This window comes from Pseudomonas onubensis (assembly GCF_965653655.1).
Taxonomy (GTDB): Bacteria; Pseudomonadota; Gammaproteobacteria; order Pseudomonadales; family Pseudomonadaceae; genus Aquipseudomonas.
This window is the reverse complement of sequence record NZ_CBFHAZ010000107.1, coordinates 1-22,160: the sequence shown is the minus strand read 5'-3', so window position 1 is coordinate 22,160 and position 22,160 is coordinate 1. Positions and strand designations below refer to the sequence as shown.

The following is a 22,160-nucleotide window of genomic DNA, read 5'->3' as shown; positions in this document are numbered from 1 at the left end:
ATGCGGTGGGTCAGTCAATTAATCTGTCACTGACCCACCGCATTCGCGAGCAAGCCAGCTCCCACACAGAACTATGGTTCCCCTATGGAATTTCAGTCGGCTCTGAGTTCACGCCACAGATGGATCTTGTCGAAGTACTCGATCCCCACCCGCACCGCCAACGGCTCCAGGCCGTACTGAATAAAACCGCAGCGCTGGTACAACGCGAAGGCGGCGTCGTTGCCGGCGGTGACGGTCAGTTGGATCAGTTTAACGCCGGGCTGGCGTCGCGCGGCATCGAGCGCCGCCTCCACCAACTGATGGCCCAGGCCCTTGCGCTGATAAGCCTCGGTCACGTACATGCCGAACAGCGTCACTTTGTGCCGGGCCTTTTCCCGAGGTTCGAAGGCCAGGCCGACAATGCCGGCCAGGACGCCCTCGTCAAAGGCGCCAAGCAAGTAATCCAGTGGGCTCTCAATGCGCTTTTCCCACCAGCTCAACGGCATCCGCGCGCGCTCCGCCACGCTGGAGGTAAACGCCTGGGGATAGGCACCGTAAGCCTCCAGCATCAACGCCCGATAAGCCTCGGCGTCATTCGCCCCCAGCTTGCGAATCAGCATGCAGTGAGCGACTTTCGGTAAAACGGCAGGATCAAATCGCGGGTCAACGGCGCCAGGTGCAAACCACCCTCACCGGCCGGGTCGATCCAGCGCACTTCTTCAATCTCGGCCGCCGGCGTCACCGGCACGTCGATGTGTACTCGGAACAGCCCGGCTTGTACGGTAAAGCCCGGCTCGTTGACGGCGGGCGCCGAGAAGTTGCCCAAGTACACAGCGTCACTCGGGGCGATACGCAGGTTCAGTTCCTCATACAGCTCACGGGCCAGCGCCTCGACAGGTTGCTCACCGGCATCGATCTTGCCGCCGGGCTGCATGAAGGCCTGGGTGCCACGTTTGCGCACCAGCAGGGTTTGGCCGTCGCTGCCGATCAAGAGGGCGGCGGCGATGCGGATGGTGGAGGTCATGCAAAAGTCTTCCTTGAAGGTAAAGACGCAAGGATCACACGGTCACAAGCACGCCGCAATCCACTGTGGGAGCGGGCTTGCTCGCGAAAGCGGTGTGTCAGTTACAGATGTAATGACTAACACACCGTATTCGCGAGCAAGCCCGCTCCCACATTTTTGATTGTGTTCAGCCTGGGATGATCGCGTCTTCTTTGATAAATACGCTATAGCGCGCGCCTTCCATGGTCTCGAACGCAATCAACTTGTCCACCAACGGCAGGTTCAGCACCTTGCCGGCATTGAGCAGCAACATGCCGTTGTCGGCATTGAGGTTGCGCGCAAGCACCATGCCTTCGGCCAGCTCGCGGGTACCCAGCACTTTCACGCTGGGGTCGCCCAGGGTCACGTCATTGAGGTAGGTGGCGCACACCAGCACAAAGTCTTCGACCATAACCGGGTCATACAGCCTGCCGGCGTACTTGCGGATGTACAGCAGCGCTTCGTCGCTGTTCATCTGGCGCTCGAGGATCAGGCCTTTTTGCAGCTCGATAAAGTCCACCGCGAGTTTGAGCAGGCGCGAACCGGCGGGAATCGCTTCGCCCTTGAGATGGTCGGGAAACCCGCTGCCATCCCAGCGTTCCTGGTGATGGCGGATCAGCCGCGCGGCATCTTTCATCGGCTCCAGGGTCATCAACAGCGATTCACTTTGGGTGGCATAGGCGCGGTAGCGTTCACGGTCGCTGCTGTGCAGCAGGTCCGAAGGCGAGGCCATCATGCTGTCGCTCCAGCTCAGCTTGCCGATGTTGTAAAGCGCGGCGGCCATGGTCAGGTCGCGGTTGCTCGCTTCATCAACGCCGTGGGCCACACACCAGGTGCGCACCAGCTCGATGATCTGCCGGTTGGTTTGTTTGGCGCGCGGCAGGCGCAGGTTGGCCAGCAGCGAGAACACTTCGGTGCCGGTGGCGTAGCTGTGCTTGAGCTCCTCGTAGGCAAGGTCAAGCATGTCGGCGGTTTGCTGCAGCTCGCTGGTGCGCGAGACCACGCGCTTTTCCAGGCTGGCATTGAGCTGCTTGAGTTCATCGTTCTGCTGTTGGATCAGCTGTTCCAGGCGCCCGCGTTCACGCTCGGAATGCTGGTGAGCCAAGGACTGGCGCAGGGCCAACAGCAATTCCTCATCGTTCCAGGGTTTGCTCAGGTAACGGTAGATCTGGCCTTCGTTGATGGCTTTGATGATCAGCGTCAGGTCGGTCTCGCCGGTCAGCAGGATGCGCACGGTGTGTGGGTAGTGTTGGTGGATGTGCGCCAGCAACGAGGCGCCGTCCATGTCCGGCAGGCGTGCGGCGCTCATCACCAGGTCGATCGGTTGGCTGGCGAGCAGCGCCAGGGCGTCGGCGGCGCAGGTGGCGCTGAGCAGTTCGAAGGGTTCCAGGCGCAGCAACTGCATGAGGCTGTGCAATACGTCCGTGTGGGCGTCAATCAACAGCACAACGGGGCGGTCGGCATCGGTGAAAGTAACGGGCTCTCCCATGGGACACCTCGGATCGTCGGTGTGCGGTCCTTATGGTCTGGGTCTGCCTTCCTGGCGTTTACCGAGTAGTTTAGTCGGTTTTTCGGAAAAATGATGGCGTTACGACATCAATACAAAAAAAGCCGCTCCAGAAACGGCAGCGGCCTTCGAGGTAAAACACAAACGCCTCACGCCTCGGCTTTTTTCGGGCTCGACCCAAACGAAGCGAAACGCTTGTTGAACCCGGCGATCCGGCCTTCGACCTGGGTCTTGCGCTGCTGGCCGGTGTAGATCGGGTGCGAGGCGCTGGAAACGTCCAGCGGGATGTATGGATAAGTGTTGCCGTCGCTGTGTGTGTGGGTGCGATCGCTGTCAGCGGTGGAGCCGATCAGGAAGAACACGTCGGCGGCGGTGTCGTGGAACAGCACGGTGCGGTAGTCGGGATGGATACCAGCTTTCATAAGGCCTCCGGGGCGTCTGGGTGCGATTAGGTGTTATACAGTAACACAAATCATGCACCCAAACGAGAACCGATTGCAATAAGAGTAGGCCGGCTGCTTCTATGCCGCTTCCTTGAAGTCCATTTCCGGTGGTTGCTTGGAGAAACCGCGCGTGAGAAAGCCCAGGTACACCAAGCCAATCGCCAACCACACCGCGCCCAGGTAAATCGCCAAGTGATCAAGGCTGACCATCAGCCACACGTCCGCCAACAGGCCGATGGTCGGGAATACCAGGAACAGGATCAGCTCACGCACACCGCGCTCTTTGGCGCCGATCCAGTAGTGAAAGATCACCGACAGGTTCACCAGGCTGAACGCCAGGAACGCACCGAAGTTGATGAATGAAGTAGAGGTGGTCACGTCGAGTTTCAACGCCAGCAAGGCCACCACCGCACACAACAGGATGCTGTTGACCGGCGTGCCGAAGCGCGCATGCAAGGTGCCGAAGAACGACTTGGGCAACACGCCGTCGCGGCCCATGGCAAACAACAGCCGCGAACCGCTGGCCTGGGCCGACAGCCCCGAGGCGAACTGGCCGACGATCAGGCCGATCAGGAAGATCGACACAAACAGGTCGCCGCCCACGTTGCGGGCAATCTCGTAGGCCGCCGAATCCACATCGACGAATTCGAACGACGGGTGGGCGATCTGCACAAAGTACGAGACACCGACGAAGATCAGGCCGCCGATCAGGGTGATCAACATGATCGCCCGTGGGATGGTGCGACGTGGGTCGCGGGTTTCTTCGGTGAGGGTGCTGACCGCGTCAAAGCCCAGGAACGAATAGCAGGCGATGGCCGCGCCGCTCATGATCAGCGGCATGTGCATCTGGCCGTTGAAGAAGGGTGCAAGCGTCCACAGTGGCTTGCTCGCATCACCGCCGATGTAGTGGATGCACAGCGCGACAAACGCGATCAGCACCAGAAATTGCACCAGCATCAGCAGCGCGTTGATACCGTTGGCGAGCTTCAAGCCGATGATGTTGATTGCTGTGGTGACACCAATAAAGGCCAGCACCCAAACCCACTGCGGCACCGTCGGGAACGCCGAATGCAGGTACGCAGCGCCAATCAGCCAGATGGCCATAGGCAGAAACAGGTAGTCGAGCAACACCGCCCAACCGGCGATAAAGCCCAGCTTGGGGCTGATGGCCTTGCGCACATAGCTGTAGGCGGAACCGGCCACCGGGAAAGCCTGGGCCATACGCCCATAACTCATGGCGGTAAAGAACATCGCCACCAGGGCCGCCAGGTAAGCGGCCGGGACCATACCGCCGGTGGATTGCGCGAGGATGCCGAAGGTGCCGAGCACAATGATCGGCGTCATATAGGCGATGCCAAACAGCACCACCGACCCTAACGACAGGGTGCGTTGCAAACGAGCCATGAGCGATTCTCCGCTGATTTATTAGATTTATGGCAGAACTGAAGTCGGTGAAGCGAACGCTGTTTTTATGATTGATGTCGCTTTTGTGGCGAGGGAGCTTGCTCCCGCTGGGCTGCGCAGCGGCCCCAGAATCTTAGGGCTGCTACGCGCCCCAGCGGGAGCAAGCTCCCTCGCCACAAGGGGCCAGTCTTAAGCTTGGGGGATCAGCAATTCGCGCGTCCCATCGCTGCGCTCAATCACCTCGCCGGGCAATTTCAAGCGCTGGTCATCGAGGTAGCGGTAGTCCTTGCGAGCTGCCACCAATTGTTCGAGATCCAGCTCAACGGTGAATTGCCCTTCCTCACGCCCTGCTTCAAACAACAAAGTGCCGATCGGGTCCACCAGGGCGCTGCCGCCAGCGAACAACAGGTCGCCGTCACCCTCTTCAACCCGGTTGACCATCAGCGCAAACGCCTGGTTTTCCTGGGCGCGGGCCATGATCGCGGTGCGGTGCGTGGGGCCGTAAGGGTCCATGTTGCCGTTGGTGACGATCAGCAGTTCAGCGCCCAACTGCGCCAGGGCGCGGGCGGTTTCCGGGAACTCGATGTCGTAGCAAATCAGCAGGCCGACGCGCACGCCGTTCCACAGGCAGGTGGCGTAACGATCACCGGCGGTGAATACGCCGCGATCCGAAGCCCACAGGTGGGTCTTGCGATAACGCAGGGCGATGCCGTCGGGCGTGATCAGCAAGGTGGTGTTATAAAATTGGCCACCGTCGTGCTCGGCCATGCCGATGACCACGGCGATATTGCGCGCACGGGCGGCCTGGATAACCGCTTGTACGGTTGGGCCATCCACCGGTTCGGCAATAGCGGCGACGGCCTCGGACGACGGGAAGCCCATCAGGTGGGTTTCCGGGAAGACGATCAGTTGCGTGTCGGCGGCGCACGCAGCAATGGCCGCCAAGGCACGCTCAAGGTTGTAAGCTGTACCGTTATCGCGGCCTGCCAATTGGGCAAATTCGACCTTCATGGGTATTCCTTGTTCTTTATCTGTGCCGCAGTATGCGCAGCCAACACCGGCCAGGGAATTACGCGGCCGGGGTAACCCGATAGGGGTAGATTGATGAGCATGACGCTGCAAGACATCGCCTGGCACCGTTCGGTGGGGCAAATGATAGACGCCCTCGACCAGCCCAATTTCTGGACCCAACTGGTGCGGCTGTTGGACCAATACGTACCGTCTGACAGTTGGGTCGCCTTGCTGTTCAGCAGTGAGCACCGACCGCTGGTCTTCGCCGAATGCCCAGGTGCCGACGGCACGCCGGACCATCTGTTCCAGGACTACCTCAACGGCCTGTACCTGCTCGACCCGTTCTACATCGCCAGCCGCGAACACGCGCGCACCGGCCTGTTGCGCCTGGCGGAAGTGGCGCCGGAGCATTTCGAGCTGACCGAGTACTACCAGCGCTACTTTCGCCTGAATGTGGTGGCCGATGAAATCCAGTTCAATTGCCACCTGCCGGACGGGCGCACCCTGTGCCTGTCGCTGGGTTCGAAACAGCGCTTTGACCCACAGCAAATTGCCCTGCTGTCACTGATCCAGCCGTGGGTGGTGAGCCTGCTGCGCCAGCGCCTGCCCCATGAACTGAACCAGGTGAGCGCGCCGCAACCGCCGATTCAAAATGATGACTGGGGCGCACAACTCACTGCCCGCGAGCTGGATGTAGGCCGCTTGATGCTCAGCGGTTGCTCCAGCAAGGAAATCGCCCGTAAGCTGGAAATCTCTGTTGAAACCGTGAAAGTCCATAAGAAACACATGTACAGCAAGCTGGGGATCAAATCCCAGTCGGAGCTGTTCTCGATCTTTCTTCAGGCGCAAAACGCCTAGCCGATGAGTCCGAACCCAAGGAAACCCGTATGAGCCTGTCGTTACTAAGCCGTTACGCCTTCTTTGCCGTGTGCGTCATTTTTACCCTCGCCAGCCTGCCTTTTATCGAACATGAGTGGCTGTGGCCCATCACCCTGGTCACCGGCGTCCTCAGCCTGATCGGCCTTTTCGACTTGCTGCAAAGCCCCCACGCGGTGCGCCGTAACTACCCGATCCTGGGCAATATCCGTTACCTGGTGGAAGCCATCCGCCCGGAGATCCGCCAATACCTGCTCGAATCCGACAGCGACGCCCTGCCCTTCTCCCGGGCCCAGCGCTCGTTGGTCTACTCGCGCGCCAAGAACGAAACCGCCGACAAACCCTTCGGCACCTTGATCGATGTGTACCAATCGGGCTTTGAGTTCATCGGCCACTCCATGCGCCCGGCGCCGCTCGGCGATCCCAGCGCCTTTCGCGTGATGGTTGGCGGCCCGCAGTGCACACAGCCTTACTCGGCCTCGGTGTTCAATATCTCGGCCATGAGCTTCGGCTCGTTGAGCGCCAATGCGATTCGCGCGTTGAACCAAGGCGCCAAGCTCGGCAACTTTGCCCATGACACCGGCGAAGGCAGCATCAGCCCTTACCACCGCGAAAACGGCGGCGACCTGACCTGGGAACTGGGCAGCGGCTACTTCGGCTGCCGCACCAGCGACGGCCGTTTCGACCCGGAACGTTTTGCCGTGCAGGCGCAGAACCCGCAAGTGCGCATGATCGAAATCAAGATGAGCCAGGGTGCCAAGCCCGGCCACGGCGGTATCCTGCCCAAGCACAAAGTCACCCAGGAAATCGCCGAGACGCGCGGCATCATGATGGGCGAGGACTGCATCTCGCCGTCGCGCCACAGTGCCTTTTCCACACCGATCGAGATGATGCAGTTCATCGCGCAACTGCGTGAACTGTCCGGCGGCAAACCGGTGGGCTTCAAGTTCTGCCTGGGCCACCCGTGGGAGTTCATGGGCATCGCCAAGGCCATGCTCGAAACCGGCATCCTCCCGGACTTTATCGTGGTCGACGGCAAGGAAGGCGGCACCGGCGCCGCGCCGGTGGAGTTCACCGACCATATCGGCGTGCCGCTGCGTGAAGGCCTGCTGTTTGTGCACAACACCCTGGTGGGCCTGAACCTGCGCGACAAGATCAAGCTGGGCGCCAGCGGCAAAATCGTCAGTGCCTTCGATATCGCCAGCGTGCTGGCCATCGGCGCAGACTGGGCCAACTCGGCGCGCGGCTTTATGTTCGCCATCGGCTGCATCCAGTCGCAAAGCTGCCACACCAACAAATGCCCGACTGGCGTAGCCACCCAAGACCCGCTGCGCCAGCGTGCGCTGGTGGTGCCCGACAAAGCCCAGCGCGTGCTCAACTTCCACCGCAACACGCTGCACGCCTTGGCGGAAATGCTCGCTGCGGCCGGCCTGGATCATCCGTCGCAACTCTCGGCCAAGCATTTGGTACGGCGCATGTCGGCAACCGAAATCAAACTGTTCTCGCAGCTGCATGTGTTCCTCAAGCCTGGCGAGTTGCTTACAGGCGAGGTGAATGGCGAGTTCTATTCGCGCATGTGGCAGATGGCGCGGGCCGACAGTTTTGAGCCGCAGGAAGTGGCTGCCGCATAAATATCCGAACACTCTTGACCGCTGAACCGGACCACCGACGGCATTGTTGAAACAAGGAGCTTCACATGCCGTTATTCGATTTCAGCGCCATTGCCGCGCAACTGCCCGACAGTTGGAAATCCACGCGCCTGGGCCAGGTTGGCCCAGCGCGGATCAAGGTGTTGCGTATGGATGAGCAGGCTTATGAAGAGGAAACCCATGCCTACAATGAGGGGTTATTGGTGGTCAGCGGCCAGTTGTGCCTGAGCATCGGCACCGAGCAAATACACGTGGCTGCCGGCCAGATGTACCTGGTAGAAGCCGGCACTCCTCATGCTGTAAGCCCCGGTAGCTGCGGCACCTTGGTCGTCATCGATGTCTAGAGACATTCAGTAATACCCAGCCTTTGCAATTGCTTACAAATACCGCCAACCTGCGCCCGCCCGACGTGCGGCGTGTGACAACACGCGCATTCGCCTGTCATGACTTAAACCCCTGTTCAAGAGCCCGCTGCCATGCTGAACGGACGCGACCCGCGCATCGATTTTTTTCGGGGCCTGGCGTTGATCTTTATCTTCTGGGATCACGTCCCCCACAACCCACTCGGCCAGATCACCCTGCGTAATTTCGGTTTCAGCGACGCCGCTGAAGTGTTTGTATTCCTTGCCGGTTATGCCTCAGTGCTGGCCTACAGCAAGGTCTTGCAACGCGAAGGCTACTGGATGGCCTGCCTGAAGATCCTGCGGCGCACCTGGGTGCTTTACGTGGTGCATATCTTCTTGCTGGCGATGCTGATGGGCATCGTGTTCTTCGCCAACAGCCATGTGGAAACCCGCGACCTGGTGCAGGAAATGGGCCTGACGCACTTTGTCACACAACCACAGCAAGCCTTGGTGGATGAACTGCTGCTGCGCTTCAAGCCCAACCTGATGGACCCGTTGCCCTTGTATATCGTGCTGCTGGCCGGCCTGCCGCTGGTGTTGCCGTGGCTCTTGCGCAAAACCTTGTGGGTGGTCGCGGTGTCGATGGCGGTGTACCTGCTGGCGCCACACCTGGGTTGGAACCTGGCCGCGATTGCCGACGGGGTGTGGTACTTCAACCCGGTGACCTGGCAGTTCCTGTTCGTGCTGGGTGGCGCGGCGGCGATTCATGGGCAACAACCCCGCGCGCAGGACAAGCGGCCACTGCTGCGGCAGCCGTTGTTCATGATGGCCGCGACCTACGCATTGATGGCCGGCGTGATCACGATCGGCTGGCGCTGGCCCGATGTGCATGACGCATTGATGCCGCACGCGCTCAGCGAACTGTTGTACCCGATCAGCAAGACCGACCTGTCGCCGGTGCGTCTGCTGCATTTCCTGGCCTTGGCCTATGTCACCGCCAAACTGTTGCCGGGGCGTGCCTGGACGCAAAACTGGCTGGCACAGCAGACCTGTCGGATGGGCCGCTTTTCGCTGGAAGTGTTCTGCCTTGGCGTGTTGTTGGCGCCATTGGCGGACATGGTCAACGCCATGGCCGGCGATGCCTTTGCCATGCAGATTTTTACCGCGCTTGTGGGCGTTGCCTTGATGGCGATGTTGGGCGCCTGGCTGGAGTTCAATAAACGGCTGGACCAATCGACACGCATGACCACCGCCTGAAAACAAAAAGCCCCGATCAAGGGGCTTTTTGTTGTGCGCCAGGCCGTCAGGCTACGGAGCGTGCCGCCGCATTGGTCGGCTGCAACTTGAACACGTAATACAACACCGTCAGCAGCACCAGGAACGCAGGCCCCACATACAGCGCCACGCGCGTATCCGGGAAGTACGCCATCAGGCCCACCACCAGCACCAGGAACGCCAGCGCCAGGTAGGAACTGACCGGGTACAGCCACATGCGGTACTTGAGGGCCGCCGCTTCGGCCGGGCTCAGGCCTTTGCGGAATTTGAGCTGGGCCAGCAGGATCATCAGCCAGGTCCAGATCGCGCCGAAGGTGGCGATGGAGGTCACCCACACAAACACCTGGTCAGGCACCAGGTAGTTGAGCAACACGCCCAGCAGCAACGCGAAGATCGACAACAGCAGCGCCTTGCGCGGCACGCCGTTGCTGGAGGTGGTGCCGAAGGTCGCTGGCGCCTGGCCGTTCTGCGCCAGGCTGTAGAGCATGCGCCCGGTGCTGAAGATGCCGCCGTTGCAGGAGGACAGCGCAGCGGTGATCACTACGAAATTGATGATGCCTGCGGCAGTCTTGATGCCCAGGCGCTCAAAGGTCATCACGAACGGGCTGCCCTGGGTGCCGATCTCGTTCCAGGGGTAGATCGACAGGATCACGAATAGCGCGCCGACGTAAAACAGCAGAATGCGCCAGAACACCGAGCCGATGGCACTGGGAATGGTCTTCTGCGGGTTGCGCGCTTCACCGGCGGTGAGGCCGATCATCTCCACTCCCAGGTACGCGAACATCACCATCTGCAAGGACATCAACACGCCCTGTACGCCATTGGGCATAAAGCCGCCGTGGGCCCACAGGTTGGAAATACCCAACGCCACGCCGTCATTACCGAAGCCGAACGCAATGATGCCGACGCCGCCGATCACCATGGCAATAATGGTGACGATCTTGATCAGCGCGAACCAGAACTCGAACTCACCGAAGGCCTTCACCGCGATCAGGTTGATCGTGCCCATGCTGATCAGCGCCGCCAAGGCCCAGATCCAGCGCGGCGTGTCGGGGAACCAGACGCCCATGTACACCGCCACGGCGGTGATTTCCGCAACGCAGGTCACCAGCCACAGGAACCAATAGTTCCAACCGGTAAGAAAGCCCGCCAGAGGGCCGAGGTAATCCTGGGCATAACGGCTGAACGAACCGGCCACCGGGTTGTGCACGGCCATCTCACCGAGCGCGCGCATGATCACCAGAATGGCCAGGCCGCCGATGATGTAGGAAAGCATGATCGCCGGGCCGGCCATTTCAATGGCCTTGGCCGAACCCAGGAACAAGCCGACGCCGATACAGGCGCCCAGGGCCATCAGGCGGATATGCCGTTCACCGAGTTCGCGTTTGAGCGGGCCGCCTTGGGCGGCCTCGCCAGGGGGCAGTGGTTTGCCGACAGGCATAGGGATACAACCTCATTTTGTTATTGGATTGTCCGTCGAGTTTCCAGGAGCAGGCCGGTAAGCCTGCGCCCTTGTCGAAACCGGGGCCGCCTCATGGACGGGCCCTTCTTGCCGGGCAAGATCAGCGGGCATGCAGTATAAAAAGCCAGGAGCAGGGTCTTTCACTATAAAAACCAGGTAATTCAGTGAAAGAGTTGGTTAAAAAGCCACTTTACAGGAGCATCTTACCTGCGCTGAGCGACAAAACGTCGCAACCCACCCTGTATTCACGCAGCCTCCAAGAAGATTCCCCTCCAATCACAATTCCCTCACACCTATCGCCCAGCGACTAAGCTTCAAGCAAGTCCGATCAATCTGCGTGCAGGGATCAATCGACTATGGGCGCTCTGTGGCACACCGAATCGACCAAGGCTGCGAAACTACACGGCAGTTCGGACCCAGCGCCGTTACCCGAAGACAAGCCCACGCCCCGTTATGGGCGGCGCCTGTTCTGGCTGATTGTGTTGATGGTGTTGGTTGCCCTGGGGTTCGCAGCCGCCAAAGAGATCCGCACCTCTCACTTGCAAGCACGGCAACTGAGCCGCCTGGCCCACGACCTTACTTACCGGTTGGAGCCCGGCCCCAGCCAGGCGATGGTTTATCCCGGCGCCGGCCCGTTCGACCGCCGCCTGGGTTACAGCGACCTTGGCACTTTTTTGCCGCGCCTGCTCAAACGCGGTTATGTGATCCAGTCCCAGGTGCAGTTTTCGCCGGCATTGATGGCTTACACCGGGCGCGGCCTCTTCGTGCCTTACCCAGAGAAAATTCAGGCAGGCCTTTCCATCACCGACTGTCGTGCCTTGCCCCTGTATGAGTTCGAATACCCGCAGCAGCTGTACTCAAGCTTTGCCGTGATCCCGCCGCTGGTGGTCAGCAGCCTGCTGTTTATCGAGAACCGCGACCTGCTCGACCCCGCCCAGCCCCACGCCAACCCGGCCGTGGACTGGCCGCGTTTTGCCATGGCGGCCTGGTCGCAAGTCGCGCGGGTATTGCACCTGCCGGGCCAGAGTGCCGGCGGCAGTACGCTGGCGACGCAATTGGAAAAATACCGACACTCGCCCGATGGCCTGACCTTGTCGGGCAGCGAGAAATTGCGCCAGATGCTGTCCGCCGGTGTGCGGGCCTATCAGGCAGGGCCCGATACCCAGGTGGCACGCCAGAACATCGTGCGTGATTACCTCAACAGCGTGCCACTGTCCGCCGTGCCGGGGCATGGCGAAGTACACGGCATGGCTGAGGGTTTACGCGTGTGGTACGGCGCCGACTTCAAACAGGTTAACCTGGCCCTGAGCGGCACTGAGCGTGATGCGGCATCCCTGGCGCAGCGAGGCCTGGCATTGCGCCAGGTGCTGTCGTTGATGATCGCCCAGCGCCGCCCCTCCCATTACTTGACCAACGGTCATGAAGAGCTGGCGCAACTGACCGACAGCCACCTGCGCCTGCTGGCGCAGAACGCGGTGATCGACCCGCCACTGCTCAAGGCGGCCCTGACCGCGCACGTCACCTACCGCGACTGGCAGCAACAGCCGACACTGCAAACCGTCGACACCAACAAGGGCATCAGCGTCGCCCGCAGCCGCCTCTCGGCCCTGCTCAACCGCCCGCTGTACGACCTCGATCGCCTGGACCTGTCGGCCACCAGCACCTTGCAAGCCGAGCTGCAAAACCAGGCCACCGAGTACCTCAAGCAACTGGCCGACCCCGCGTTTGCGGGCAAAATCGGCCTGCTCGGCGAACGCCTGCTTACGTCCGCCAGCACGCCTCAGGTGCGCTACAGCTTCACCTTGTTCGAATTGACCCCGGAGGGTTCGCGCGTGCGCGTGCAAACCGACAACACCGACCAACCCTTCGACATCAATGAAGGCAGCAAGCTGGAACTGGGCTCTACGGCCAAGCTGCGGGTGCTCACCACTTACCTGCAAATCATCAGCGAGCTGCATGCTCGTTACGCCACACAAACACCGGCCGCCTTGAAAAAAGTCGAGGTTGGCGAGCCGGACCGTATCAGCCGCTGGGCGGTCGACTACCTGAGCCAGGCCACGGACAAATCCCTGGCCACCATGCTTGCCGCCGCCCTCGACCGTACCTACTCGGCCAACCCCAACGAAGGCTTTTTTACCGGCGGCGGCCTGCATCACTTTCACAACTTTCGTAACGAAGACAACGGTCGCAACCCGACCTTGCGCGATGCGTTGCGCGAGTCGATCAACCTGCCGTTCATTCGCCTGATGCGTGACCTGGAGCGCTACGTCACCTACGCCGGCGCCAACAACAGTGCCCAGTTGCTCAAGGACGACGACGACCCTCGGCGCCAGGAGTACCTGGCCCAATTCGCCGATCGTGAAGGCACCACCTTCCTGCTCAAGTTCTGGAAGAAGTACCAGAAAAAAGACACCCAGGCGCGCCTGGAAACCTTTCTCGATGGCCTGCACCCTACGGCAATCCGTTTGGCGGCCGTGCACCGCTACCTGTTTCCCGAAGCCGATCAGGACACATTCAACCACTTTGTGCGTGCCCATCTGGTCACGGCCAAGACCACCGACGAACGCCTGCAACGCCTGTACGAAGATTACGGCCCAGGCCACTATGATTTACCCGACCAAGGTTATATCGCCAAGGTCCACCCGCTGGACCTGTGGCTGCTCGGTTACCTGCTCAACCACCCGGGCGCCACCTTCAGCGAAGTAGTCAAGGCCAGCCAATTCGAACGCCAGGAGGTCTACAGCTGGCTGTTCAAAAGCCGCCACCAGAGCGCGCGTGACAGCCGCATCCGGACCATGCTGGAGATCGAGGCCTTCCTGGATATTCATCAGCGCTGGCAAGCGGTGGGCTACCCCTTCGACCACTTGGTACCCTCACTGGCCACCGCGATCGGCAGTTCGGGCGACCGCCCCGCCGCCCTCGCCGAACTGATGGGCATCATCCTCAACGACGGCGTGCGCGGCAAAGTGCTGCGCATCGACAGCCTGCACTTTGCGGCCGACACACCTTACGAAACCCGGGTGGTCAACACGCCCGATCCGGGTACCCGGGTGATGCCGTCCGAAGTGGCTGCCGCGTTGCGTGGGGCGCTGTCGCAAGTGGTGGATGCGGGCACCGCCAAGCGTGTTTCGGGCAGTTTCACCCAGGCCGACGGCACGCCGATGGCCATGGGCGGCAAGACCGGCACCGGTGACAACCGCATCGAAGCGATAGGCGCCGGTGGGCGCGTGATCAGCTCCAAAGCCATTAACCGCACCGCCACGTTCGTGTTCTACATGGGCGAGCGCTACTTCGGCACGCTCACCGCATTCGTGCCGGGCAGCTCGGCGCAAGGTTTCAAGTTCACCTCGGCCCTGCCCGTGCAGGTGCTCAAAGGTATGGCACCGATATTGACGCCTTACCTGCAAGGCACCAGCGCCATGCAGTGCCACGGGGCGTGACCGAAGCGCCTGGAGTGGTGTGGGGCATGCCGCCTTCGCGTACAAGCTGTCAAGGCGCCGGAAAATCAAACAGCAGGTGCACCGTGCCGTAGTATTCGCCGCCCCTGTAACCGTCCACCGGTTCAATGGCGGCGATTTCCAGTTCGGCGCGACGGCCCGTGCGCGCTTCGTCGGCACTGACTACCAGGGTCGAATCCAGCGTCAGTGGCACCCGATTGAACAGGACCTGCAATTCGATACGGTTGCGGCCACTCAACAAGTAGGGGGTATCGCCGAGGCGCGCAGCCACCCCCCCATTGATGTTTTTTACATCGAAGTTCTTGCGCAGGCGACCCAGCCGAGCAGTGGCCAAGTCCCACGCCAATACTTGATCATGCCCCATCCAGTCAGGCTCGGAAGGCAGTACATAGGCTTCTTCGATCGGAATGGTCACCGACACATCGAAGCTGTGGCGCTCTTGGAACGCCTGCGCCGGCTCGCCCAGAAACACCGGGGTCGTCAGTACCGCCAAGGCCATCAGTTGCTTGAACATTGTCATCACCCGTTGCTGTTGACCGTCATCGTTTTTTTGTCGCGGCCTTCGATCAACTGGAAGCTGAGCTGGCGCTCGGGCTTTCGCTCAAGCACCAACTGGCGGCCAGGCAAAATATGGTGCTTGGTGGTGGCTTCGCAGTCGGACTTTTTCGCCACTGAGCAGTCCCTGAACTCATCGAGCACCACCACGCTGTTGCCGGCGTTGCGTACGGTGTATCGGCTGGCGGTCTCGCTGATCTGTGTATCGAAGCGGGTGTTCTGCGGGCGCACGAAAAACACCGTGCCATAACCGGCCATGACGTTAACCCCGGCCGCGAGCGCGTCTTTGTAGTCGGCACGCTCTTCATCGGTAACGGCAAAGTCGTCTTCTTTTTCCGGCACCACCGGGATGAAGCGCACGCGGAAGTAACGCTCCTTGTCACGCTGGCCCATGTACAGCAAACGGGTGCCCTGACGCCCACCCGCCGGCACGATCATCCGCGCCGGGCTGGCCATCAGGCCGTCACGATTGGTGGCCGCGCCATTGGCGTCGGTCATCGACGCTATCGGCACTTCCCTGGATGTGCCGTCGGCGTCATAGATAATCTCCAGCACATTGACCTTGATAAATGCGGTGCTGGTGCCGCCGTTGTAAACGCGCTTGAGGTAGGAACTGCGATCGCCCTCCAGGTAGTCATATACCACCCCGACGTTGATCGCCGGCCCCGCATAAGCGGTCAGTGACAACAGCAACAGCCCGACCGATAAAACTGCATGTTTCATGTTTGATTACGCCTTATTGATTGAACCCAGCCCAGCGGCTGATGTGCGGTAAATGCCCGCCTAAACTTCCGAATCCCAGATCACCGTGACCACGCCGGTGTAGGTGCTGCCCGGATGCTTGAGCATTTCTTTCACGTCGTCTCGTTCCACCGCAAAGTGCAGGCGGGCCGGGCGGTTATTGACGTAGTGGCCCGGTTGGAACAGCTCGGTACCTGTGCCGTCCAGGCGCAAGGGCAAGTTGCTCACTGCCTGGCCGTACTGGTCTTGCAAGCCAAAGGGCAGGGTCACACCGACCTGCAGCGGCACCTCATCTCCCGCACCATTGCGCAGGCCGCAGGTATTGCCGATGGCCAGGCTGCATTCGAGCTGCATCTTGAAACGCCCGCTGGCGGAGATAACGAAGGTCTGGTCTCGGAACAGTTTGGAGGGTTGCCGACCGCGATTGAGCCAGGCCTGCCAGCCGTCTTCGGGCAGCAGCTCGATGCGGTTGCCGCCGGGTGGCAGGTCTACCTTGAGGTTGTGTTCGACCGACAGGGTGAAGTTGAAGGTCAACGCGTTGTCGTTAGGCATCATTACATCGCCAAGATCAAAATCCCCGCCCGGGCCAATGCTGTAAGTGACCGAACCGCGATACTCACCGCTGGCCATGCCCAGCGGATTGGGGGTCTTGAGTTCATAGCCATACTCGACAGGGTTGTATCGCATCCCTGGTATGGGCAGGCTGGGGACCACATTGCAAGCCCCCGCATTCTCCGGAATAGTCCAAAAGTACAGTACATAACTGATGGCGGCCGCTATGTATTGGACGCCTCGGCAATCCCCCACGCCGTAACGCCAAGGATAGTCCCATGAGTTGCCATTGTTGGACCACACGCCCACCCTGGCGCCCCCGCTCAAGCTCCATCGGCCACCGAAGCCGGCGATGCGCATTTGTACAGTTTCAAGCTCGCCCGTGGCGACATGAGTCACCTGAACATCGCGCCAGGCGGAAGGCACCTTGAAATACGCGCCTTTGCGCGGGTCCTCATGGTTCGGCTCAATTTGCGCGATCGAGTCAAACGCCAACGCGTCGGTACGAATACTGAAGGTGTTGAGTGACTCACACAGCGCCGGCACGTGCCAGGCGCAGATGCCGCTGTGCGGGGTGGTGTTCTGGAATTTATTGACCATGGGGTTGGTCGGGTCCGGGCGAAACACCGCCGAGATATTTTGCTCCAGCGCCTGCACAGGCAGGCTCGTCCAGCCAAGCCCAAGCGCCAGTGCGCAAGGCCCCAGCCATTTTTTGGTTGCAGTGATCAAGGTCATAAGAGTCCGGTCCAAACCGCCGTCAACCGGCGGTTTCGCTGTTGTGGGTAGCCTCGGCCAGCGTGTCCGGCGTACAGCGCAAGTCGCCGATCATCAGCACATCGTTTTCGCTGCGCGCGTTGCTCGGGTCGAGACGGAACTGGCACCGCAGCTGGTTTTGATAACGCACTTGCAGCGTCGGCACGCCGGTGTTCATTTCCATGGAGAAAAACCCGTCCACTTCGCTGACTCCGCGGCTGGCGTGATTGATCACGTGATGACCGCGCAGCGGCTCACCGCGCTCATCCAGCAGGCGACCCAGCACGGTGACGGTTTTCATCACGGTGACTTTGCGGTAGTCCACGCCGCCCTTGTTCAAGTGGTAGCTGGCGCGTGTCGGCTGGATATTCGCCGCCGGCGGATGGTTGCCTTCAAAGTCGAAGGCCACGCTGCTGCTTTTATAGGCGGAGACCGGCACATAGTTGCGCCCTGGCCGCAGCAGGGTGCTGCCTCCGCCCATGTCGTCGGCACGCAGGGCAATGTCGTCGAGGTCGGTTTCCACGTCGATGATCATGCCGGCACCGTTGCCCTGGTACTGGCTGCTGAGCAACGCCTTGCCGGCACCGGCGACGAAGGTGCTGTTGAGGTTCAAGCCGCCACTGAGGTCGCCGTTGAAGGAGCTACGCTGTACGAAGCCGTCACCGCTGACCGCCTCCGTATTGAAGCTGGCCATGCCCGACAGGCCGACGCCATAGGTGTCGGTGATTGCCGTGGCCGAGACGCTTTGCAGGAAATGGTCGGTGAGGTCTTGGCGCAGGGTCACCGAGGCATTGTTGTCACGCCCGCCGTCGCGGGCGGTGCGCGTGCCGATGCTGCCGGAGATCTGCCGGCCGTCGCTGCCCAGATTCACGCTGACACTCACGTCCACGCCACGATTGCGCGCGTCGTTGGTGCCGGAAGTACCGGGCCGGTCGAACACCGAGAACCGCCAGTTGGCATCACTGCCGAACAGGTTGTCATGGCGACTCCAGCCCAGGTCGATACCGGCGCCCTCCACATTGCCTTCGCTATGGGACAGGCGCATGTTCAGGGTGTTTTTCGCATCGAGCCGGTGGTTGACCGACAGCGAGGTGTTACTGGCTTCGCCGACGAAGGTATTGCGGCGCAGGCGCGTGCCGTCCGGCAGGGTTTCGTAGGTGTCGCGGGTGTCGAGCCAGCTGCGGTTGTGGCTGAACACCAGGTTGGTGGCGCCCAGGGTGTAGAGCGCCTGCAAGTCCATGCCGGTACCGTGCTCCTGGGTTTGGTAGAGGTTGGTGTAGAGACTGGTGTTGTTGGCCACCGTCCAGTCCACCGAACCGCCATATTGCAGTTGCTCACGCACCTGGCGTGCCGACAGGCCGAGGATCACCCGTGGGTGCAGCAGGTAGTTGACGGAGGCACCGGCCGTCATTGCACCCGAGGCTTGCTCATCCCAGTTGCTGAACAGCTTGGTCTCGCGCCCGGCAAACACGTTGTAGCGCCAGGGGTCTTCGGCGTTGCGCCAGTTGCTGGGTTTGTACACCAGTTCCTGGGTGGTGCTGGTGGTCAGGCCGTCTTCCACCAGACGCACTTCCACCTCGTAGATACCGCCAGGCAGTGGGCGGGTGTCGAGGGTTTGCAAGCCTGCGGCCACTGCCTGGGTATTGATCAACAAACCGTTGCGGTAAATCTCCACGGCCGCCTGGCGGTTGGCGGTGACATAGATCGGGTACACGCTGGGCTTGGCGTTATTGATCGCCAGGCTGTCGGAGCTGCCGTACATCAGGCCCAACGCGGTGTCGGGGCTGGCGCCGAAGCTACGCAGTTGACGGGTCAGGCCGTCGGAATTGGGGGTGAAGTGTCCAAGGCGGAAAAATTGCCCTTCCATTTCTCGCTGGGTATACAGCTCGTGGATCGCGTGGCGCATCTGTTCGTTATCGCCACTCTGGCGTGCCAACTGCAGGTTGAACACCTGGCTCCAATTGCCCAGGCTGGAACTGGCCTGCAAACCGTAGCGTCCACCCAGGCTGTTTTCCTGGCCGCCGTTTAGGTTGAGCTGGTTGTTGATGATCAGCCCCAGGCTGCCGCCTTCCGGTTGTTGGTAGAAACGCGGGGCATCGTCGTTAAGCTCAACATCCTGGGTGATGATCGCCAGCTGAGAGTTTTCCAGGTTGTAGTACGCCGAGAGCATTTTTTCCGGGCAGGACTGGGTACAGGCCCCCAGCGCCACGCCTTTCTCCAACAGGGCTTGCCAGGTATCACGCGTTGCCGCCGGGACTTTGCTGTCACCGGTGTCGGTAAATTCGAGCAGGGTGACGCGATCATCGCGGGTCAACACAATCAGCGCTTCGCCCAGCAGTTGTTGGTCGAGGTCTATGCGTACCGCCAGCGGCACGTCGAAAAAATGATCGGCAAACCCGGCGGGCAGGCCTTGGGCCTGGTTAAGCAGGTTGCCGGCAGTGGAAGTGCCCGAGGCAGCAGGTGCGGCCAAGGCACTCGAACACATCAACAGCGCAAGCGCAGCCGCGATAGGCGTCATCGGAAACATGGACGAAACACTCTGAATGCCAAAAAACCGGAGGAAAAACCAGGCCAGCAGACCGAGGAGGGAAGTCTGCCGACCTGCAAACCAACGCCCGGGTTACCGGGCCTCGGATGACATCAAAGTGCTGGCAATACCGCGTCAAACACCACCGGGATCACGGTCGTGTAGGCGCCGCGCTGAGTGGCGTTAGGCTTGGCCGCGGAGATGCGCATTTCTGCCCCTACACCTGGGGTGGAGTCGGCTTCGTTAACCACTTCCTGCGGAGCGCCGGTGAGGGTCACGCCATTGAGGGTGGTGGTGACAGGAATGTTCTGCGCAGCATCACCGTTGAACAGCACAGCCGGGCCGCCTTCGATGTAAGCGTGAACCGAACCATTGGTGTTTTTAATGTCGTAGATGGCGCTCAGAGGGGCCAGCTCACCACTGACCAGGTTGTAGCTCATGGTTTCGTCACGGCCCCAGTTCGGGTCACGCGGCTGTGCGTGGAACACGGTGGTCGGGATGTTTGCCTTGAGGTTGACGGTGTGGCTGGCTTCACCGGCAGCAAAAGCCGTTGCCGAGGAAGACAGCGCCAGAACAGCCAGGGGAACAGCGATAGCAAACTTCTTGAACATGGTCATTTCCTGTAGTTAGCAACATTGATTGTTTCATCGCCAAGGAACGCCTTAACGACGAATTACATTGCCGCTAGATAAACTGCGCAATGCCAAGCAATGTTCCACTCAAACTAAAAACAGGTATGCAGGCGTATTCGAATATGCGCGTAGCCCTTGTAAACAGGGGACGCATGAAAAAGATGGCATTTTGCCAAAACTTAAAATACAGCTGTAGGAATTAAGCCACAGGCTTAAAAAGAGCAAAAAAACATTCTGTCAGAACAATACTACACGACCAACAATAGCCCATTAAACATTGACGTGCGATACAAGTTCGAGCGTTAGCTCTAATTAAAGTTGTAACTCTAAAACCCACTAATAGCCATGGGATGGATTTAACGTGCGAAAGACAGCGGCCCAAGGAGCGTGGATGACCGTTGGTCGCCAGAGGCTGGTGCCAGGCATAAGATATATCTTAAGTTATATCTAAACCTGTACGGAGAACGACCCCATGAGACACGAACCTCGCGGCGAGTTTGAAAAACGCGGCGGCCGCGGCCCGCGTGTATTCGCCCCAGGCGACCTGAAATTACTGCTGCTGTCGCTTATCGCCGAACAGCCGTGCCACGGCTACGACCTGATCCGCCAGATCGAAAGCTTGTTCGACGGCGCCTACAGCCCCAGCCCCGGCGTGATCTACCCCAACCTGACCTTTCTGGAAGAAAGCGAGCTGGTCAGCGGTGACACCGCCGGCGGAAAAAAACACTACACAATCACCGACGCCGGTCGTCTCTTCTTAAGCGAGCAAGCCGTTGCCCTGGATGGCGTGCGCATGCGCATTGACGTCAGCAAGCGCTCGCTGCGTGGCCATGACCGCCCACCGGAAATCCACGAGGCGGTGCATAACCTGCGTCACGCCTTGCATTCGCACCACGGGCGCTGGAGCCCGGAAGAAATCGTTCGTGTCGCGGCGCTGCTCAACGGCACCGCTCAAGCCATTGCCGACGGGAAAGACCAATGAATACTCAAGCTATCCATCGTGTTACCCACGAAATCAAACGCCGCCGCCTGCAAGTGCTGCGGGTGGTCGACATCACCCCACGCATGCGCCGCGTCACTCTGGGCGGGCCGGAACTGGCCGGCTTTATCAGCCTGGGCAGTGACGACCACATCAAGTTGCTGTTCCCGCAGAACGCCGCCGAACAGGCCGCGCTGCAAAGCCCGACCTTCAACATCAAGGGCGACGGCCCGCAACCGGCCATGCGCGACTACACGCCACGGCGTTTCGACCTGAGCATCGGCGAGCTGGATATCGACTTCGTGCTGCACGGCGATGGCCCTGCGTCCACCTGGGCCGATCAGGTGCAGGTCGGCCAGCACCTGTACATCGGCGGCCCGCGGGGTTCGATGATCGTGCCGGATATCTTCGACAGCTACTTGCTGATCGGGGATGAAACCGCGATCCCGGCCATCGCCCGGCGCCTGGAAGAATTGCCGGCCGGGCGCAAGGTGCTGGCGGTGATTGAAATCGCCAACAACGCGGAGCAGCAGCCACTCAACAGTGCCGCTGATGTGCAGGTGATTTGGGTGGTGCGCGGCCACGACGACCTGCTTGAAACCGTGCGCAACCTGACCCTGCCGAGCGGCTCGCTGTACAGCTTTGTCGCGACGGAAACCAAGCTGTCGCGCCAGGTGCGCCGCGTGTTGCTGGACACGCACAAGATCAATGAGGAGTTCCTCAAGGCCGTGGGTTACTGGCGTGCCGAGGGCAGCGAAGAGGAGTAAAGCCCTCAAGCCCACTGAAGCTCCAATGTGGGAGCTGGCTTGTCGGGTCGCCGCATCAGCCGACCTGAGTGGTTGAATCAAAAGCCAGATCAAGTGCAAGGCAAAGCCTATCTGCCTGATGCAACTGGGTCTAAATGCGGGAGCGGGCTTGCTCGCGAATGCGGTGGGTCAGTCAATTCATCTGTCACTGATACACCGCATTCG

19 protein-coding genes are annotated in these 22,160 nt (G+C 60.6%); 7 read left to right on the top strand and 12 right to left on the bottom strand.

Annotated features, from left to right (window positions below):
* Positions 1-92: 92 nt before the first annotated feature.
* The 6 genes from ACTD9P_RS24895 to ACTD9P_RS24870 form a co-directional block, all read right to left on the bottom strand.
* Positions 93-599: a GNAT family N-acetyltransferase gene (locus tag ACTD9P_RS24895; RefSeq protein WP_438869779.1), complete on the bottom strand. Its 507-nt coding sequence runs from the start codon at positions 597-599 to the stop codon at positions 93-95.
* Positions 593-1,003 (bottom strand): NUDIX hydrolase, encoded by a 411-nt coding sequence (locus ACTD9P_RS24890; RefSeq protein WP_438869778.1) that lies wholly within the window; start codon positions 1,001-1,003, stop codon positions 593-595. Before ACTD9P_RS24890 ends, ACTD9P_RS24895 begins: the two co-directional genes overlap by 7 nt.
* A gap of 166 nt (positions 1,004-1,169) precedes the next feature.
* A complete protein-coding gene (gene nosR, locus ACTD9P_RS24885) occupies positions 1,170-2,510 on the bottom strand; it encodes a response regulator c-di-GMP phosphodiesterase, NosR family (protein WP_438869777.1) in 1,341 nt (446 codons plus the stop codon).
* Between the two features lie 167 nt (positions 2,511-2,677).
* On the bottom strand, positions 2,678-2,950 hold the full coding sequence (locus ACTD9P_RS24880; RefSeq protein ID WP_058421518.1) for a type B 50S ribosomal protein L31: 273 nt from the start codon (positions 2,948-2,950) through the stop codon (positions 2,678-2,680).
* 99 nt (positions 2,951-3,049) lie between these two features.
* Positions 3,050-4,375 (bottom strand): APC family permease, encoded by a 1,326-nt coding sequence (locus ACTD9P_RS24875; protein ID WP_438869776.1) that lies wholly within the window; start codon positions 4,373-4,375, stop codon positions 3,050-3,052.
* Positions 4,376-4,564: 189 nt separating this feature from the next.
* On the bottom strand, positions 4,565-5,386 hold the full coding sequence (locus ACTD9P_RS24870; protein WP_438869775.1) for a carbon-nitrogen hydrolase family protein: 822 nt from the start codon (positions 5,384-5,386) through the stop codon (positions 4,565-4,567).
* A gap of 93 nt (positions 5,387-5,479) precedes the next feature.
* Between ACTD9P_RS24870 and ACTD9P_RS24865 the strand changes: the two genes are divergently transcribed.
* The 4 genes from ACTD9P_RS24865 to ACTD9P_RS24850 all read left to right on the top strand — a co-directional run bounded on the left by ACTD9P_RS24865 (position 5,480) and on the right by ACTD9P_RS24850 (position 9,512).
* Positions 5,480-6,244, top strand: coding sequence for a helix-turn-helix transcriptional regulator (locus ACTD9P_RS24865; protein WP_200434444.1), 765 nt, complete (start codon positions 5,480-5,482; stop codon positions 6,242-6,244).
* Between the two features lie 29 nt (positions 6,245-6,273).
* Positions 6,274-7,893 (top strand): FMN-binding glutamate synthase family protein, encoded by a 1,620-nt coding sequence (locus ACTD9P_RS24860; protein ID WP_438869773.1) that lies wholly within the window; start codon positions 6,274-6,276, stop codon positions 7,891-7,893.
* A gap of 65 nt (positions 7,894-7,958) precedes the next feature.
* Complete coding sequence (locus ACTD9P_RS24855; RefSeq protein WP_438869772.1) at positions 7,959-8,255, top strand: cupin domain-containing protein; 297 nt, start codon at positions 7,959-7,961, stop codon at positions 8,253-8,255.
* Positions 8,256-8,387: 132 nt separating this feature from the next.
* Complete coding sequence (locus ACTD9P_RS24850; RefSeq protein ID WP_438869771.1) at positions 8,388-9,512, top strand: OpgC domain-containing protein; 1,125 nt, start codon at positions 8,388-8,390, stop codon at positions 9,510-9,512.
* A 46-nt stretch (positions 9,513-9,558) separates the two neighbouring features.
* On the opposite strand, the gene ACTD9P_RS24845 is transcribed toward ACTD9P_RS24850, so the two are convergent.
* Positions 9,559-10,971, bottom strand: coding sequence for an amino acid permease (locus ACTD9P_RS24845; protein ID WP_438869770.1), 1,413 nt, complete (start codon positions 10,969-10,971; stop codon positions 9,559-9,561).
* Positions 10,972-11,348: 377 nt separating this feature from the next.
* Between ACTD9P_RS24845 and ACTD9P_RS24840 the strand changes: the two genes are divergently transcribed.
* Positions 11,349-14,432 (top strand): transglycosylase domain-containing protein, encoded by a 3,084-nt coding sequence (locus tag ACTD9P_RS24840; protein WP_438869769.1) that lies wholly within the window; start codon positions 11,349-11,351, stop codon positions 14,430-14,432.
* Between the two features lie 49 nt (positions 14,433-14,481).
* Here the strand turns inward: ACTD9P_RS24840 and ACTD9P_RS24835 are convergent, their stop codons facing one another.
* The 5 genes from ACTD9P_RS24835 to ACTD9P_RS24815 form a co-directional block, all read right to left on the bottom strand.
* Positions 14,482-14,964: a CS1 type fimbrial major subunit gene (locus ACTD9P_RS24835; RefSeq protein WP_438869768.1), complete on the bottom strand. Its 483-nt coding sequence runs from the start codon at positions 14,962-14,964 to the stop codon at positions 14,482-14,484.
* Positions 14,965-14,969: 5 nt separating this feature from the next.
* Positions 14,970-15,728: a molecular chaperone gene (locus tag ACTD9P_RS24830; protein ID WP_438869767.1), complete on the bottom strand. Its 759-nt coding sequence runs from the start codon at positions 15,726-15,728 to the stop codon at positions 14,970-14,972.
* A gap of 60 nt (positions 15,729-15,788) precedes the next feature.
* Entirely contained in the window at positions 15,789-17,033 is a 1,245-nt protein-coding gene (locus tag ACTD9P_RS24825) for a hypothetical protein (RefSeq protein WP_438869766.1), read from the bottom strand.
* A gap of 22 nt (positions 17,034-17,055) precedes the next feature.
* A complete protein-coding gene (locus ACTD9P_RS24820) occupies positions 17,056-19,578 on the bottom strand; it encodes a CS1-pili formation C-terminal domain-containing protein (RefSeq protein ID WP_438869765.1) in 2,523 nt (840 codons plus the stop codon).
* A gap of 113 nt (positions 19,579-19,691) precedes the next feature.
* On the bottom strand, positions 19,692-20,189 hold the full coding sequence (locus ACTD9P_RS24815; protein ID WP_438869764.1) for a CS1 type fimbrial major subunit: 498 nt from the start codon (positions 20,187-20,189) through the stop codon (positions 19,692-19,694).
* Between the two features lie 493 nt (positions 20,190-20,682).
* Here ACTD9P_RS24815 and ACTD9P_RS24810 point away from each other — a divergent pair, with 493 nt between their 5' ends.
* Together ACTD9P_RS24810 and ACTD9P_RS24805 are read left to right on the top strand one after the other, a co-directional pair.
* Positions 20,683-21,192 carry a PadR family transcriptional regulator gene (locus ACTD9P_RS24810; protein ID WP_438869763.1) on the top strand — a complete coding sequence of 170 codons (510 nt, stop codon included), beginning with the start codon at positions 20,683-20,685 and terminating at the stop codon, positions 21,190-21,192.
* The gene (locus ACTD9P_RS24805; RefSeq protein ID WP_438869762.1) at positions 21,189-21,956 is read left to right on the top strand and encodes a siderophore-interacting protein; all 768 of its coding nucleotides are present in this window, start codon (positions 21,189-21,191) and stop codon (positions 21,954-21,956) included. The genes ACTD9P_RS24810 and ACTD9P_RS24805 overlap by 4 nt, the downstream gene beginning before the upstream one ends.
* Positions 21,957-22,160 lie beyond the last annotated feature (204 nt).